21 protein-coding genes are annotated in these 13,209 nt (G+C 65.4%); 18 read left to right on the top strand and 3 right to left on the bottom strand.

Features of this window, described 5'->3' with window-relative positions; genetic code table 11:
- Window positions 1-5: 5 nt before the first annotated feature.
- The 12 genes from rpsJ (at window position 6) to I3K84_RS11590 (ending at window position 6,045) form a co-directional block, all read left to right on the top strand.
- Window positions 6-317 carry a 30S ribosomal protein S10 gene (rpsJ, locus tag I3K84_RS11645; protein ID WP_003059431.1) on the top strand — a complete coding sequence of 104 codons (312 nt, stop codon included), beginning with the start codon at window positions 6-8 and terminating at the stop codon, window positions 315-317.
- Window positions 318-567: 250 nt separating this feature from the next.
- The gene (rplC, locus tag I3K84_RS11640; protein ID WP_011803742.1) at window positions 568-1,242 is read left to right on the top strand and encodes a 50S ribosomal protein L3; all 675 of its coding nucleotides are present in this window, start codon (window positions 568-570) and stop codon (window positions 1,240-1,242) included.
- A complete protein-coding gene (gene rplD / locus I3K84_RS11635; protein WP_011803743.1) occupies window positions 1,242-1,862 on the top strand; it encodes a 50S ribosomal protein L4 in 621 nt (206 codons plus the stop codon). Before rplC ends, rplD begins: the two co-directional genes overlap by 1 nt.
- Window positions 1,859-2,173: a 50S ribosomal protein L23 gene (gene rplW / locus I3K84_RS11630; protein ID WP_196994546.1), complete on the top strand. Its 315-nt coding sequence runs from the start codon at window positions 1,859-1,861 to the stop codon at window positions 2,171-2,173. Before rplD ends, rplW begins: the two co-directional genes overlap by 4 nt.
- 3 nt (window positions 2,174-2,176) lie before the next feature.
- Window positions 2,177-3,001: a 50S ribosomal protein L2 gene (gene rplB, locus I3K84_RS11625; RefSeq protein WP_196994545.1), complete on the top strand. Its 825-nt coding sequence runs from the start codon at window positions 2,177-2,179 to the stop codon at window positions 2,999-3,001.
- 10 nt (window positions 3,002-3,011) lie between these two features.
- Window positions 3,012-3,290, top strand: a complete 279-nt coding sequence (gene rpsS, locus I3K84_RS11620) for a 30S ribosomal protein S19 (protein WP_047349368.1) — start codon at window positions 3,012-3,014, stop codon at window positions 3,288-3,290.
- 9 nt (window positions 3,291-3,299) lie between these two features.
- A complete protein-coding gene (gene rplV, locus I3K84_RS11615; protein WP_196994544.1) occupies window positions 3,300-3,632 on the top strand; it encodes a 50S ribosomal protein L22 in 333 nt (110 codons plus the stop codon).
- A gap of 17 nt (window positions 3,633-3,649) precedes the next feature.
- Window positions 3,650-4,516, top strand: a complete 867-nt coding sequence (gene rpsC / locus I3K84_RS11610; protein ID WP_196994543.1) for a 30S ribosomal protein S3 — start codon at window positions 3,650-3,652, stop codon at window positions 4,514-4,516.
- Window positions 4,517-4,518: 2 nt separating this feature from the next.
- Window positions 4,519-4,935 (top strand): 50S ribosomal protein L16, encoded by a 417-nt coding sequence (gene rplP / locus I3K84_RS11605; RefSeq protein WP_011803749.1) that lies wholly within the window; start codon window positions 4,519-4,521, stop codon window positions 4,933-4,935.
- Window positions 4,936-4,947: 12 nt separating this feature from the next.
- Complete coding sequence (gene rpmC / locus I3K84_RS11600) at window positions 4,948-5,145, top strand: 50S ribosomal protein L29 (protein WP_011803750.1); 198 nt, start codon at window positions 4,948-4,950, stop codon at window positions 5,143-5,145.
- A 9-nt stretch (window positions 5,146-5,154) separates the two neighbouring features.
- Window positions 5,155-5,424, top strand: a complete 270-nt coding sequence (gene rpsQ, locus I3K84_RS11595) for a 30S ribosomal protein S17 (RefSeq protein ID WP_011803751.1) — start codon at window positions 5,155-5,157, stop codon at window positions 5,422-5,424.
- 114 nt (window positions 5,425-5,538) lie between these two features.
- A complete protein-coding gene (locus tag I3K84_RS11590; RefSeq protein WP_041835851.1) occupies window positions 5,539-6,045 on the top strand; it encodes a peroxiredoxin in 507 nt (168 codons plus the stop codon).
- Window positions 6,046-6,188: 143 nt separating this feature from the next.
- Here I3K84_RS11590 and I3K84_RS11585 read toward each other — a convergent pair whose 3' ends face one another.
- Together I3K84_RS11585 and I3K84_RS11580 are read right to left on the bottom strand one after the other, a co-directional pair.
- On the bottom strand, window positions 6,189-6,704 hold the full coding sequence (locus I3K84_RS11585) for a GNAT family N-acetyltransferase (protein WP_012655365.1): 516 nt from the start codon (window positions 6,702-6,704) through the stop codon (window positions 6,189-6,191).
- Between the two features lie 42 nt (window positions 6,705-6,746).
- Window positions 6,747-7,415 carry a cytochrome b/b6 domain-containing protein gene (locus I3K84_RS11580; protein WP_012655366.1) on the bottom strand — a complete coding sequence of 223 codons (669 nt, stop codon included), beginning with the start codon at window positions 7,413-7,415 and terminating at the stop codon, window positions 6,747-6,749.
- Between the two features lie 180 nt (window positions 7,416-7,595).
- Between I3K84_RS11580 and I3K84_RS11575 the strand changes: the two genes are divergently transcribed.
- Window positions 7,596-8,057 carry a cytochrome c gene (locus tag I3K84_RS11575; RefSeq protein WP_011803755.1) on the top strand — a complete coding sequence of 154 codons (462 nt, stop codon included), beginning with the start codon at window positions 7,596-7,598 and terminating at the stop codon, window positions 8,055-8,057.
- A gap of 95 nt (window positions 8,058-8,152) precedes the next feature.
- Here the strand turns inward: I3K84_RS11575 and I3K84_RS11570 are convergent, their stop codons facing one another.
- A complete protein-coding gene (locus I3K84_RS11570) occupies window positions 8,153-8,656 on the bottom strand; it encodes a TlpA disulfide reductase family protein (protein WP_135149121.1) in 504 nt (167 codons plus the stop codon).
- Between the two features lie 253 nt (window positions 8,657-8,909).
- Between I3K84_RS11570 and I3K84_RS11565 the strand changes: the two genes are divergently transcribed.
- Genes I3K84_RS11565 through ptsP form a run of 5 tightly spaced genes read left to right on the top strand, consistent with a single transcriptional unit; the run spans window position 8,910 to window position 13,180 of the window.
- Window positions 8,910-9,473, top strand: a complete 564-nt coding sequence (locus I3K84_RS11565) for a hypothetical protein (protein ID WP_196994542.1) — start codon at window positions 8,910-8,912, stop codon at window positions 9,471-9,473.
- Window positions 9,470-10,708: an MFS transporter gene (locus I3K84_RS11560; RefSeq protein WP_196994541.1), complete on the top strand. Its 1,239-nt coding sequence runs from the start codon at window positions 9,470-9,472 to the stop codon at window positions 10,706-10,708. Before I3K84_RS11565 ends, I3K84_RS11560 begins: the two co-directional genes overlap by 4 nt.
- Window positions 10,705-11,154 carry a PTS sugar transporter subunit IIA gene (locus tag I3K84_RS11555; protein WP_012655370.1) on the top strand — a complete coding sequence of 150 codons (450 nt, stop codon included), beginning with the start codon at window positions 10,705-10,707 and terminating at the stop codon, window positions 11,152-11,154. The genes I3K84_RS11560 and I3K84_RS11555 overlap by 4 nt, the downstream gene beginning before the upstream one ends.
- Entirely contained in the window at window positions 11,123-11,392 is a 270-nt protein-coding gene (locus I3K84_RS11550) for an HPr family phosphocarrier protein (protein ID WP_011803760.1), read from the top strand. The genes I3K84_RS11555 and I3K84_RS11550 overlap by 32 nt, the downstream gene beginning before the upstream one ends.
- A gap of 18 nt (window positions 11,393-11,410) precedes the next feature.
- Complete coding sequence (ptsP, locus tag I3K84_RS11545) at window positions 11,411-13,180, top strand: phosphoenolpyruvate--protein phosphotransferase (protein WP_011803761.1); 1,770 nt, start codon at window positions 11,411-11,413, stop codon at window positions 13,178-13,180.
- Window positions 13,181-13,209 lie beyond the last annotated feature (29 nt).

Genomic DNA, 13,209 nt, shown 5'->3' with positions numbered 1-13,209 from the left:
ACACAATGTCCAAGCAAAAGATCCGCATCCGCCTGAAGGCATTCGACTACAAGCTGATCGATCAGTCTGCAGCCGAGATCGTTGACACCGCCAAGCGTACCGGCGCCATCGTCAAGGGCCCCGTGCCCCTGCCGACGCGCATGAAGCGCTTCGACATCCTGCGTTCGCCGCACGTCAACAAGACCAGCCGCGACCAGTTCGAAATCCGCACGCACCAGCGCCTGATGGACATCGTCGATCCCACGGACAAGACAGTGGACGCCCTGATGAAGCTGGACTTGCCGGCTGGCGTGGACGTCGAAATCAAACTCCAGTAATCCCTTCCTGTTGCTTGCTTCGTCCCGGCCCTCAATGTGGGCCGGGCACCCCCAACGCGGACTTGCTTGTAAAAGCAGTCCGCGTTATACTTTGCGGCTTCGCGTTTTTGCGTCCAATTTTGGATGCGTGATGCGGAGTTTTATCAACCTTCTTTCGCGCACATAGGTGCAAGCCGTCGAGGCCAGCGCCCGTCGTGCAAACGTTCTGGCCAATTGAAGTCGGGGCGGCGGAAGTTTTGGAGAACAACCAATGAGTCTGAGCAACTCCCTCGGGTTGCTGGGCCGCAAGGTGGGCATGATGCGTCTGTTCACCGATGACGGGGACGCAGTGCCCGTCACGGTGGTGGATGTGTCCAACAACCGCGTGACCCAGGTGAAAACCCAAGAGAACGATGGCTACGTGTCCCTGCAGGTCACGTTCGGTTCGCGCAAGGCATCTCGCGTGACCAAGCCTGAAGCTGGCCACCTCGCCAAGGCGGGTGTTGAAGCCGGTGAAATCATCCGTGAATTCCGCGTGACCCCCGAAGTCGCAGGCAAGTACGCCGCTGGCGCTGCTGTGCCCGTGGCTGATGTGTTCGCCGTGGGCCAGAAGGTCGACGTGCAGGGCACCTCGATCGGTAAGGGCTTCGCCGGCACGATCAAGCGCCACAACTTCGGTTCGCAGCGCGCCTCGCACGGTAACAGCCGTTCGCACAACGTTCCTGGCTCCATCGGTATGGCGCAGGATCCGGGCCGCGTGTTCCCTGGCAAGAAGATGACGGGTCACCTCGGTGATGTCACCGTCACGACGCAAAACCTCGACGTGGTTCGCATCGACGAAGCACGCCAACTGCTCTTGATCAAGGGCGCTGTTCCGGGCTCCAAGGGTGGGTTCGTCACGGTGCGTCCGGCTGTCAAGGCGCAAGCTTCCAAAGGAGCGAACTAATGCAGCTCGAACTCCTGAATGAACAGGGCCAGGCAGCGTCCAAGGTGGATGTGCCCGAGACCGTGTTCGACCGTCAGTACAACGAAGACCTGATCCATCAGATCGTCGTCGCTTACCAGGCCAACGCCCGTCAAGGCACGCGCGCCCAGAAGGACCGCGAGCAGGTCAAGCACTCGACCAAGAAGCCTTTCAAGCAAAAGGGTACTGGCAATGCACGTGCCGGTATGACCTCCTCGCCTCTGTGGCGTGGGGGCGGTCGCATCTTCCCGAACCTGCCTGAAGAAAACTTCTCGCAGAAGATCAACAAGAAGATGTACCGCGCTGGCATGGCTTCCATCCTGTCGCAGCTGGCCCGTGAAGGCCGTCTGGCTGTGGTGGACTCCCTGAAGCTTGATACGCCCAAGACCAAGGTCCTGGCCGACAAGTTCAAGGCCATGAACCTGCAATCGGTGATGGTGATCGCCGATGAAGTGGACGAAAACCTGTACCTGGCATCCCGCAATCTGAAGAACGTGTTCGTGACCGAGCCGCGTTATGCAGATCCCGTGTCGCTGGTGCACTACAAGAAAGTGCTCGTCACCAAGGGCGCGATCGACAAACTCAAGGAGATGTTCGCATGAGCACGCTCAAGTTTGACGAAGGTCGTTTGATGCAAGTGTTGGTTGCTCCCATCGTGTCCGAGAAGGCCACCATGGTTGCCGAGAAGTCCAACGCTGTGACGTTCAAGGTGCTGCAGAACGCAAGCAAGCCCGAGATCAAAGCTGCCGTGGAACTGATGTTCAAGGTAGAGGTCAAGGGCGTTTCTGTGGTGAACACCAAAGGCAAGACCAAGCGCTTTGGCAAGAGCATGGGCCGCCGTGACAACGTGCGCAAGGCCTATGTGCTGCTGAAGGAAGGTCAAGAGCTGAACCTGTCCGGGGAGGCTGCGTAAACCATGGCCGTTATCAAGATCAAACCCACTTCCCCGGGCCAGCGCGGCGCGGTGAAGATCTCGCGTGACCACCTGTACAAGGGTGAAGCGTTTGCAGGTCTGCTGGAACCCCAGTTCCAGAAGGCCGGCCGCAACAACAACGGTCACATCACCACCCGTCACAAGGGCGGTGGCCACAAGCACCACTACCGCGTGGTGGACTTCCGTCGCAACAAGGATGCCATCCCTGCCAAGGTGGAGCGCATCGAGTACGACCCGAACCGCACGGCCCACATCGCCCTGGTGTGCTATGCCGACGGCGAGCGTCGCTACATCATCGCCCCGCGCAACCTGGAAGTGGGCGCCACGATCGTGAGCGGCTCCGAGGCCCCGATCCGCGTCGGCAATACGCTGCCGATCCGCAACATTCCGGTGGGCTCGACCATTCACTGCATCGAGCTCAAGCCCGGTGCCGGTGCCCAGATCGCCCGCTCGGCCGGCACGTCGGCCACGCTGCTGGCCCGTGAAGGCGTCTATGCCCAGGTGCGCATGCGCTCCGGCGAAGTGCGCAAGATCCACATCGAGTGCCGCGCCACCATCGGCGAAGTTGCCAACGAAGAGCACAGCCTGCGCCAATTGGGCAAGGCCGGTGTGAAGCGCTGGATGGGCATCCGCCCGACCGTTCGCGGTGTGGCCATGAACCCGATCGACCACCCGCACGGTGGTGGTGAAGGTCGTACCGGCGAAGGCCGTCACGCAGTTGACCCATGGGGCAACCTGACGAAGGGCTACCGCACCCGCAACAACAAGCGCACACAGACCATGATCGTGTCGCGTCGCAAGAAGTAAGGGGTAGCAAATGACTCGTTCTCTCAAAAAGGGCCCGTTTGTTGACCATCACCTGCTGGCCAAGGTCGAGAAGGCCATCGCCACCAAGGACAAGAAGCCAGTCAAGACCTGGTCGCGCCGCTCCATGGTGTTGCCCGATTTCATCGGCCTGACCATTGCCGTGCACAACGGCAAGCAGCACGTGCCGGTTTATGTCACTGACCAGATGGTGGGCCACAAGCTGGGCGAATTCGCCCTGACGCGCACCTTCAAGGGTCACCCCGCGGACAAAAAAGTCCAGAAGAAATAAGGAACGACCATGTCTGAAACACGTGCAGTCCTCCGGGGCGTCCGTCTGTCGGTGGACAAGGGTCGCCTGGTCGCTGATTTGATCCGCGGCAAGAAGGTGGATCAAGCCCTGAACATCCTGGCCTTCACGCAGAAAAAAGCTGCGGGAATCGTCAAGAAAGTGCTGGAATCCGCCATTGCCAACGCCGAGCACAACGACGGCGCCGACATCGACGACCTGAAGGTCAAGACCATCTTCGTCGAGCAGGGCACCACGCTCAAGCGCTTCACCGCGCGCGCCAAGGGCCGCGGCAACCGCATCAGCAAGCCTACGTGTCACATCTACGTGACCGTGGGTAACTAAGGCCAATAGGAACGAACATGGGACAGAAAATCCATCCTACCGGCTTTCGCCTTTCGGTCAGCCGCAACTGGGCCAGCCGCTGGTACGCGAGCAACCGTGACTTCGCCGGCATGCTGGCCGAAGACATCAAGGTGCGCGAGTTCCTGAAGGCCAAGCTGAAGAACGCCGCCGTCTCGCGCATCCTGATCGAGCGCCCCGCCAAGAACGCCCGCATCACCATCTACTCGGCCCGTCCGGGTGTGGTGATCGGCAAGAAGGGTGAAGACATCGAGAACCTGAAGAAGGAACTCGCCACGCGCCTGGGCGTGCCGGTCGCAGTGAACATCGAAGAAGTGCGCAAGCCCGAAATCGATGCCAAGCTGATCGCCGACAGCATCACCCAGCAGCTCGAAAAGCGGATCCAGTTCCGCCGCGCCATGAAGCGCGCCATGCAGAACGCGATGCGCCTGGGCGCCCAGGGCATCAAGATCATGTCCTCGGGCCGTCTGAACGGCATCGAAATCGCCCGTACCGAGTGGTACCGCGAAGGCCGTGTGCCGCTGCACACCCTGCGCGCCGACATCGACTACGGCACCTCCGAAGCCAAGACCACCTATGGTGTGATCGGCGTGAAGGTGTGGGTCTACAAGGGCGACACGCTGGGCCGCAACGACCTGCCCGCCGCGGAGACGCCGCGTCCTGAAGAAGAGCGCCGTCCCCGTGGCCCGCGCCGCGATGGCCGCCCAGGCGACCGCGCCGGTGCTGGCCGTGGCGGCCGCCGCCCGATGGGCACCAATGCAGCCCCTGCCGACGGTAGCGACAAGCCTGCCGGCGCTGGTGGCGATTCCGTTAAGCGCGTCAAGAGCGCGCCCGCTGCCGCAGCGGCGGACGGTAAAGGAGAATAAACATGCTGCAACCTGCTCGCCGCAAGTTCCGTAAGGAGCAAAAAGGCCGCAACACCGGCGTTGCCACGCGTGGCAATTCGGTGGCTTTCGGTGACTTCGGTCTGAAGTGCACGGACCGTGGCCGTCTGACGGCCCGCCAGATCGAGGCCGCACGCCGTGCGATCTCCCGCCACGTCAAGCGTGGTGGCCGTATCTGGATCCGCGTGTTCCCCGACAAGCCGATCTCTACCAAGCCCGCTGAAGTGCGTATGGGTAACGGTAAGGGCAACCCCGAGTACTACGTGGCTGAGATTCAGCCCGGCAAGGTGGTGTTCGAGATCGTTGGCGTGCCTGAAGAACTGGCCCGCGAAGCGTTCCGCCTGGCTGCCGCCAAGCTGCCGCTGCGCACCACGTTCGTTGCCCGTCAGATTGGCGCCTAAGGAGAAATCAACATGACGAAATCTGCTGAACTCCGCCAAAAAGACGTGGCCGGCCTGGAAGCCGAAATCAAATCGCTGCAAAAGGCCCATTTCGGCCTGCGCATGCAAAAGGCCACGCAACAGCTGGGCAACACCGCCACGCTGAAGGCCACGCGCCGCGACATCGCCCGCGCCAAGACCATTCTTGCTGAAAAGCAAGCCGCCAAGTAAGGAGCCGACATGACGGAAGCTAAAAAATCCCTCAAGCGCACCTTGGTTGGCAAGGTGGTCAGCGACAAGCGCGCCAAGACCGTGACCGTGCTGGTCGAGCGCCGTGTGAAGCACCCCATCTACGACAAGATCATGATCAAGTCGAGCAAGTACCACGCCCATGATGAGAATGGCGAGTACAAGATGGGCGACACCATCGAGATCACGGAGAGCCGTCCGCTCTCCAAGACCAAGAACTGGGTGGCCACACGCCTGGTGCAAAAGGCTGGGCTGCTCTAAGCCTTCGCAGACGCCGTCTGCGCGCCTCCGAGAAACGACCCACAATGTGGGTCGTTTTTCTTTTTGGGGCCCGCAGATCCTGCCAGGGCCCTCCAACCCAGCAAGGAGATTCTCATGATCCAAGTCGGCGACACGCTGCCCGCCATCACACTGATGGAGTACTCGGAAGTCGAGGGCAATGGCTGCAGCCTCGGCCCGAACCCGGTGGATGTGCAAAAGGCCGCCGCGGGCAAGACGATTGCGCTGTTCGCGGTGCCGGGCGCCTTCACGCCCACCTGCTCGGCCAAGCACGTTCCCGGCTACGTGGAGCAGGCGGGCGCCCTGAAGGCTGCCGGCGTGGACGAGATCTGGTGCCTGTCGGTGAACGATGCCTTCGTGATGGGCGCCTGGGCGCGCGACCAGAAGACCGATGGCAAGGTGCGCATGCTGGCGGACGGCGACGCCGCGTTCGCCAAGGCCACCGGTTTGACGCTGGACTTGAACGGCAAGGGCCTGGGCCTGCGCAGCAACCGCTATTCCATGCTGGTCAAGGACGGCAAGGTGGTTGCACTGAACGTTGAGGCGCCGGGCAAGTTCGAGGTGAGCGACGCCGCTACGCTGCTCGGCCAGGCCAAGGGCTGAGGCTGCTGACGCTGGCATCGGAGGCCTCCGGTGCTGGCACCACGCCGCAGGCGAAACGCCGCCCCGTCGCGAGATGTGGGCGGCTTTGCTATTATTTGAATAGCTATTAACGCTTTTCTGATAAGCGCTAGAGGCCTAGAAGGCTAGTAAATTTCCGCTTTCAGGTAGTGCGAACCCGGCAGGGGGTTGTGGTAGTACGGCGGTATTTCCTCGAAGCCCAGTTCGGAATACAGCGCACGCGCCGATTCCATGCCGTCCAGCGTGTCCAGCAACACGCAGGCATAGCCGGCCTGCCGTGCCTGGTCCAGCATGGCCTCGGCCAACTGCCGCCCCAGGCCGAAGCCGCGGAACGCCTTGCGCACGTACAGGCGCTTCATCTCGCAGGCGTTGGGGTAGTCGGCGGTGTCCAGCGGTCGCAGGGCGCAGCACCCGGCAATGCTGCCCTCCACCTCGGCCAGCAGGATATGGCCGCGCGGCGGCGCGTATTCGCCCGGCAGGGTGGCAAGTTCCTGCGCAAAGTTCTGGAACGACAGGTCCACGTCCAGGCTGTCGGCATATTCCTGGAAGATGTCGCGCACCACGTGCATCTCGTGGGGCAGGGCGGGGCTCAGCAGCGTAACGTCAGGGGAATGGTCCACTGTGCAGAAAGAATCCGGCATGGAAAAAGGCAGGGGCCAGTGTAGCCGCACCGCTGTGGGCACTCAAAAAGCCCCTAGGCTGGCGACCCACCAGGCCAGCAGCGCGCTCAGAGCCGCCACAAGGGCCGCCCCTGCGCGGCTGAGCGCATCGTCGCGCGACGCGGGTGTGGCCCCGGGCAGTTGACGATCGCCGTGCACCATGGCGCCCACCAGGGCCTGACGGCGCACCAGGGCGTAGAAAACAATCGCCGCCAGGTGCAGCGCGACGAGCCCCAACAGCAGGAATTGGCCCACGTCCTTGTGATACCAAGTGGCCTGCGATACCCACTCGCCAGAAACGAAACGCGTGAGCGGACCGGCGAAGGCGATCTCGTCGTCGCTCAGCAGGCCGGTGCCTACCTGGGCCAGCAGCACCGCCAGCAGGGCAAAGACCGACAGTGCGCCCAGCGGCGAATGGCCGGGGCTGGTCACCTTGCCTTCCTGGTTGGCGAAGTGGCTGCGCAGGCGCGCGGGTGTGGGTAGGAAGCTCGCAAAACGCGACCAGCGTCCGCCCACCAGGCCCCAGGCCAGGCGAAAGGCCAGCAGCGCCAGCATCACGTAGCCCAGCCGCAGATGCCACTGCATGGCGTTGCCGCCCAGCTTGGCGGTGACGACCAGGGCGACGGTGGTCACGGCGAGCGACCAGTGGAACAGCCGGGTCGGCAAATCCCAGATGCGTACGGTGTGCGGCATGGCGAAGCGTGGGAGCGGAGGACGCGGCTATTGTGCCCAGCGTGCCCCCGTCGGGCTATATCCGACTGCCCTTCGGGCGCTTGCGGCCATGGCGTCACGCGGCCGCGCCATACTGCGCGCCGGCGCAGGGCGTCCAGCCGTCGCCGCAGCCATTCCCTTCCCCACGACAAGGTGCATTCCATGCCAATCAAAGCCCTCGCTCTTGCCGCCACCGCAGCAGCCGCCACGCTGGTGTCGCTGCCCGCCGCTGCCCAGTTCGCCAAGCCAGAAGATGCCATCAAGTACCGCCAGGGTGCGCTGTTCGTGATAGGACAGCATTTCGGCCGCATCGGCGCAATGGCCAATGGCCGCGTGCCGTTCGACGCGAAGGCTGCGCAAGAGAATGCCGATACCGTCGCCGCCCTGGCCGCTTTGCCGTGGGCCGGCTTCGGCCCCGGCACGGACAAGGGCGCTCCCACCAAGGCCAAGCCCGGCGTGTGGACCGAACAGGCCAAGTTCCAGGAGCATGCCGACAAGTTCCAGGCCGAGGCCGCCAAGCTGGCCGCCGCCGCCAAGACGGGCAGCCTGGACAACCTGAAGGCCGCGTTCGGCCCGGCGGCCAATTCCTGCAAGGCGTGCCACGACGCCTACCGCGCACGTTGATGCGCTATTGAACTAGTAGCTGCTAGCGCTTGCTGCATAAGCGCGAAAGGCCGATTTCGTTCAGGAAATCGGCCTTTTTTCTGAAGAAAGGTGCCTCAGGCTTCGGCCAGCAGGCGTTCGATGAGCTTGTGCAGCTCCTCGAAATCGGGTGCGCCGATGTAGCTCTTCACGATCTCTCCGCGCTTGTTGACGATGTACGTGGTGGGGGTGAGCTTCACGTCGCCCCAGGCCTTGGCCACGGCGCCGGTGTTGTCGATGGCCACCTTGAACGGCAGCTTGCGCGTCTCGGTGAAGTTGACCACGTAGCTCGGCGGGTCGTAGCTCATGGCCACGGCCAGCGTCTCGAAGCCCTGGCCTTTGTATTTGTCGTAGGTCGCGACGATCTCGGGCATCTCCGCCACGCAGGTGGTGCAGCTGGTGGCCCAGAAGTTCACCAGCGCCACCTTGCCCTTGAGGTCGGCGGTGGTCTGCTGCGAACCGTCGAGCAGAACGAACGTGGACTGCGGTGCCTGGGACGTGCCAGAGCCCAGCACCACCACGGCGCCCATGGCAGCGCCCGCCACCAGGGCGCCCGCCGCCAGCCATTTCTTGATCTGCATAACCAGGTACTCCGTGTGGGCCGCCGTTCGGGTGGCCGTTCGTGTGTTTGACGCGATAGGTACGGGATTGTGCCGCGCGGGGCGTTCCAGCACTCGCCACCATGGGATTGCCAGCAAGGCGGTAAGTTCACCGGACGGCCGGCCGCGAGCGCGCGGTTTGCGCCAGCGCAAAGCCCTGGGGTCCATACCGTGCGCCGTCTAGAGGGGCAACCGCCAGCAGCCAGCCAGGGCGGCGCTGGGAATAATCAGGCACATGACCCTTGCTCCTGCCGGCGCGCGCCGTCTCCTGACCCTGGCCTTCGCGGCCAGCATGCTGGCGCTGGCCGCCTGCAGCCCTGCGCTGAATTGGCGCAGCGTCACCTTGCCCGACGCCGGCCTGGCGCTGACGCTGCCCTGCAAGCCCGAGTATGCGAGCCGGCCCGTGGACCTGGGCACGGGCGCCGTGCCGCTCGCCATGGTCGGCTGCGAGGCCGATGGCGCCACCTTCGCCGTATCCCACATGCCGCTGGCCGAAGCGGCGCAGGCCGGGGCGATGCTGGCGCGCTGGCAGGCGGCCGTACAGGCCGGCATGCGCGCTTCGCAGCCGACTGCACCCGTCGCCTTCGTGCCCACGCGCGCGCTGGCTGTGCCGCAGTCGGTGCGGCGGCAGGCGCAGGGCCAGGCGCCCGGCGGCTCGGCCGTCACCGTCGATGCCGTGTGGTTCGCGCGCCTGGAGGGCGGCCAGGCACGTCTGTACCACGCGGCGGTCTATGCGCCGCGTCGCACGACGGCCACGGCGGCTGACACCTTCTTCGCCAGCCTGGCGCTGCAGCCATGAGCGCGCTCACGCGGCGCACGGCCGTGGTCGTCTTCCTGGCCTTTGCGTTCACCTACTTTATCTCGGCGCTGTTGCGCGCGATCACCGCCACTCTGGCGCCCACACTGGAGGCCGAGTTCCAGTTGCACGCGCGCGACCTGGGGCTGTTGGCGGGTGGCTACTTCCTGGGTTTCGCGCTCACGCAACTGCCGCTGGGCCGGTGGCTCGATCGTCACGGCCCGCGCACGGTGCTGCTCGGCTTTCTGGGCGTGGCGGTGGCCGGGTGCCTGGTGTTCTCCTGGGCCACGGGCTTCTCGGGGCTGCTTGCGGGGCGCATGCTGTGCGGCGCGGGCGTCAGCGCCTGCCTGATGGCTCCGCTCACGGGATTCCGGCGCTGGCTGGAGCCCGGTGCGCAGTTGCGCGCCAACTCCTGGATGCTGATGACCGGTTCGCTGGGCATGGTGGCGTCCACGCTGCCGGTGCAGTGGCTGCTGCCACTGGCAGGGTGGCGCCCGTTGTTCTGGGGGCTGGCGGCGCTCATCGTGCTGGCCATGGCGCTGCTGGCGCTGGGCGTGCCGCGCTGGTCGCAGGCGCCGGCAGAGTCGGGAGCAGGCGTAGAAACGGGCTATGCACAGGTGTGGCGCCATCCGTACTTCCTGCGCACGGCGCCGCTGGGCTTCTTCTGCTATGGCGGCATGGTCGCGGTGCAGACGCTGTGGGCCGCGCCCTGGATGCAGCACGTGGCCGGCTATACGCCGTTGCAGGCCGCCACCGGGCTGTTCTGGATCAATGTGAGCATGCTGCTCACCTTCTGGACCTGGGGCATGGCCAGCCCGTGGTTGCTGCGTCGCGTGGGCGGGGCCGACCCGGTGATGGCCGCGAGTTTGCCGCTGTCGCTGCTGGTGCTGGCGGGCATTGTGTTGGCGGGCGGACGTGCGGGCGCCGCGGCCTGGGCGCTGTATTGCGTGTCATGCACCAGCGTGGCGCTGTCGCAGCCCGCGGTGGCATTGGCGTTCCCGCAGGCGCTGGCGGGGCGCGCGCTGTCGGCGTACAACCTGGTGATCTTTGCGGGGGTGTTTGCCGTGCAATGGGGTATTGGCCTGGCGGTGGACGCGTTCGTGGCCGCCGGGCTGGACATGGCGCGCGCCTACCGGGCCGCCATGGCGCTGCACCTGGCCTGCACGGCGGGGGCCTATGCATGGTTCATGGCGCGGCGCGGGCACGGTGATAATGCACTGCACTGCAGCACCCCATGAATACGCGCCTTCTCATCATCGCCCACGCCCCTTTGGCCCATGCGCTGCGTGAATGCGCGCTGCACGTGTTCCCCGACTGCTGGCAGGAGGTGCTGGCGCTGGACGTGCCGCCCCATGAGGCCCCCGAGGCCACGCTGTTGGCCGCCCGCGCGCTGATGGAGCAGCAGGGCGAGGCCTCGGTGCTGGTGCTGAGCGACTTGTTCGGCGCCACGCCCTGCAACGTGGCCCAGCGGCTGGTGGACGGCCTGCAGTCCCGCCTGGTGGCGGGCGTGAACCTGCCCATGCTGCTGCGCGCCGTGAGCTACCGTAGCGAGCCGCTGGATGCGCTGGTGGCACGCGCCCTCGTGGGTGGCACGCAGGGCGTGATGCAGGTGGGCGCGGCTGCGCCGCAGAATCAAAACCGACGTCCGTCTCATGATCAAGAAGAACATCACCATCAGCAATAAGCTGGGCCTGCATGCCCGCGCCTCCGCCAAACTCACCAAGATGGCGGGCAGTTTTCCCTGCGACGTCTGGATGCGCAAGGGAGAACGCCGCATCAATGCCAAGAGCATCATGGGGGTGATGATGCTTGCGGCGGGCATGGGGTCCGAGGTCGAGATCGAGACCGATGGCGCGCAGGAGCAGGAAGCCATGGATGCGCTTGTCGCGCTCATCGATGGCAAGTTCGGCGAGGGCGAATAAACCGCAGGCGAGGCACGCATGACCTTCTCCATCCACGGTCTGGCTGTCGCGCGCGGCATCGCCATCGGGCGGGCGGTGCTCGCGGTATCCAGCCGCATGGAGGTGGTGCACTACTTCATCGAGCCCGGCCAGGTCGAGGCCGAGATCCTGCGTGCGCGCCGCGGACGGGACGCGGTGGCCGAGGAGCTGCAGCGCCTGCAGGCCGACATGCCGCACGACGCGCCGCCCGAGCTGGCCGCGCTGCTGGACGTGCACCTGATGCTGCTGCAGGACGAGATGCTGGTCAACGGCGTCAAGCACTGGATCACCGACCGCCTCTACAACGCCGAGTGGGCGCTGACCACGCAGCTGGAGATCATCAGTCGCCAGTTTGACGAAATGGAGGACGAGTACCTGCGCGAGCGCAAGGCCGACCTGGAGCAGGTGGTGGAGCGCATCCTGCGCCACATGCGCGGCGTGGCCAGCCCCGTCGCGCCGCCGCCCTCTGCCCCGCGCCGCCAGGCCGAGGCGGGTGCGGAGGCAGAGTTCCTGCTGGGCGGCGCGGCCGATGCGCCGCTGGTGCTGGTGGCGCACGACCTGTCGCCGGCTGACATGCTGCAGTTCAAGCAGAGCGTGTTCGCCGGCTTCGTGACCGACGTGGGGGGCAAGACCAGCCACACGGCCATCGTGGCGCGCAGCATGGACATCCCCGCTGTGGTGGGCGCGCGCAGCGCCAGCCAGTTGGTGCGACAGGACGACTGGGTCATCATCGACGGCGATGCCGGCGTGGTCATCGTCGACCCCACGCCGATCATCCTGGCGGAATACGGCTTTCGCCAGCGCCAGATCACGCTGGAGCACGAGCGCCTCATGCGGCTGCGCCACACGCCGGCCGTCACGCTGGATGCGCAGGCCATTGAGCTGCTGGCCAACATCGAGCAGCCCGGTGATGCGGGTGCCGCGTTGCGCGCGGGCGCGGCGGGCGTGGGGCTGTTTCGCAGCGAATTTTTGTTCATGGGCCGCAGCGGCCGCCTGCCGGACGAGGAGGAGCAGTACCGCGCCTACCGCGAGGCGGTGGAGGGCATGCAGGGCCTGCCCGTGACCATCCGCACCGTCGATGTGGGCGCCGACAAGCCTCTGGACAAGGGGTACAAGGACAGTTCGCTCAACCCGGCGCTGGGCCTGCGCGCCATCCGCTGGAGCCTGGCCGATCCGGCCATGTTCCGCACCCAGCTGCGCGCGGTGTTGCGCGCTGCGGCACACGGCCCGGTGCGGCTGCTGTTCCCCATGCTCGCGCATGTGAGCGAGATCCGGCAGACGCTGGCCCAGGTGGACCTGGCGCGCGCCGAGCTGGACGCACGCGGCGCTGCCTACGGTGCGGTGCAGCTGGGCGCCATGATCGAGGTGCCGGCTGCGGCGCTCATGGTGCGCCAGTTCCTGCGCTACTTCGACTTTCTCTCGATCGGCACCAACGACCTGATCCAGTACGCACTGGCCATCGACCGCGCGGACGAGGCCGTGGCCCACCTGTACGACCCGTTGCACCCGGCCGTGCTGCGGCTGGTGGCCGACGTGATCGCGGAGGGCGCGCGCCAGGGCAAGAGCGTGAGCGTGTGCGGCGAGATGGCGGGCGACGTCGCCATGACCCGGCTGCTGCTGGGCCTGGGCCTGCGCAGCTTCTCGATGCAGCCGGCGCAGATCCTGGCCGTCAAGCAGGAGGTGCTGCGCGCCGACGCGCGCAAGCTGGGCGAGTGGGCGCAGCAGCTGTTGGATGCGGACGATCCGGCTGCGTCGTTGCAAGCGCCCTGATCGCTATTTAAATAATAGCTGCTGGCGCT

It is taken from the genome of Diaphorobacter sp. JS3051 (assembly GCF_015832135.1).
In the GTDB taxonomy this organism is placed as follows: domain Bacteria; phylum Pseudomonadota; class Gammaproteobacteria; order Burkholderiales; family Burkholderiaceae_C; genus Diaphorobacter; species Diaphorobacter nitroreducens.
The sequence above is the reverse complement of the archived record's forward strand: the minus strand, read 5'-3'. Positions and strand labels throughout refer to the sequence as shown.

Coding starts and splice junctions, on each gene's coding strand:
- rpsJ (WP_003059431.1), top strand. CDS start 6: ATGTCCAAGCAAAAGATCCGCATCCGCCTGAAGGCATTCGACTACAAG.
- rplC (WP_011803742.1), top strand. CDS start 568: ATGAGTCTGAGCAACTCCCTCGGGTTGCTGGGCCGCAAGGTGGGCATG.
- rplD (WP_011803743.1), top strand. CDS start 1,242: ATGCAGCTCGAACTCCTGAATGAACAGGGCCAGGCAGCGTCCAAGGTG.
- rplW (WP_196994546.1), top strand. CDS start 1,859: ATGAGCACGCTCAAGTTTGACGAAGGTCGTTTGATGCAAGTGTTGGTT.
- rplB (WP_196994545.1), top strand. CDS start 2,177: ATGGCCGTTATCAAGATCAAACCCACTTCCCCGGGCCAGCGCGGCGCG.
- rpsS (WP_047349368.1), top strand. CDS start 3,012: ATGACTCGTTCTCTCAAAAAGGGCCCGTTTGTTGACCATCACCTGCTG.
- rplV (WP_196994544.1), top strand. CDS start 3,300: ATGTCTGAAACACGTGCAGTCCTCCGGGGCGTCCGTCTGTCGGTGGAC.
- rpsC (WP_196994543.1), top strand. CDS start 3,650: ATGGGACAGAAAATCCATCCTACCGGCTTTCGCCTTTCGGTCAGCCGC.
- rplP (WP_011803749.1), top strand. CDS start 4,519: ATGCTGCAACCTGCTCGCCGCAAGTTCCGTAAGGAGCAAAAAGGCCGC.
- rpmC (WP_011803750.1), top strand. CDS start 4,948: ATGACGAAATCTGCTGAACTCCGCCAAAAAGACGTGGCCGGCCTGGAA.
- rpsQ (WP_011803751.1), top strand. CDS start 5,155: ATGACGGAAGCTAAAAAATCCCTCAAGCGCACCTTGGTTGGCAAGGTG.
- I3K84_RS11590 (WP_041835851.1), top strand. CDS start 5,539: ATGATCCAAGTCGGCGACACGCTGCCCGCCATCACACTGATGGAGTAC.
- I3K84_RS11585 (WP_012655365.1), bottom strand. CDS start 6,704: ATGCCGGATTCTTTCTGCACAGTGGACCATTCCCCTGACGTTACGCTG.
- I3K84_RS11580 (WP_012655366.1), bottom strand. CDS start 7,415: ATGCCGCACACCGTACGCATCTGGGATTTGCCGACCCGGCTGTTCCAC.
- I3K84_RS11575 (WP_011803755.1), top strand. CDS start 7,596: ATGCCAATCAAAGCCCTCGCTCTTGCCGCCACCGCAGCAGCCGCCACG.
- I3K84_RS11570 (WP_135149121.1), bottom strand. CDS start 8,656: ATGCAGATCAAGAAATGGCTGGCGGCGGGCGCCCTGGTGGCGGGCGCT.
- I3K84_RS11565 (WP_196994542.1), top strand. CDS start 8,910: ATGACCCTTGCTCCTGCCGGCGCGCGCCGTCTCCTGACCCTGGCCTTC.
- I3K84_RS11560 (WP_196994541.1), top strand. CDS start 9,470: ATGAGCGCGCTCACGCGGCGCACGGCCGTGGTCGTCTTCCTGGCCTTT.
- I3K84_RS11555 (WP_012655370.1), top strand. CDS start 10,705: ATGAATACGCGCCTTCTCATCATCGCCCACGCCCCTTTGGCCCATGCG.
- I3K84_RS11550 (WP_011803760.1), top strand. CDS start 11,123: ATGATCAAGAAGAACATCACCATCAGCAATAAGCTGGGCCTGCATGCC.
- ptsP (WP_011803761.1), top strand. CDS start 11,411: ATGACCTTCTCCATCCACGGTCTGGCTGTCGCGCGCGGCATCGCCATC.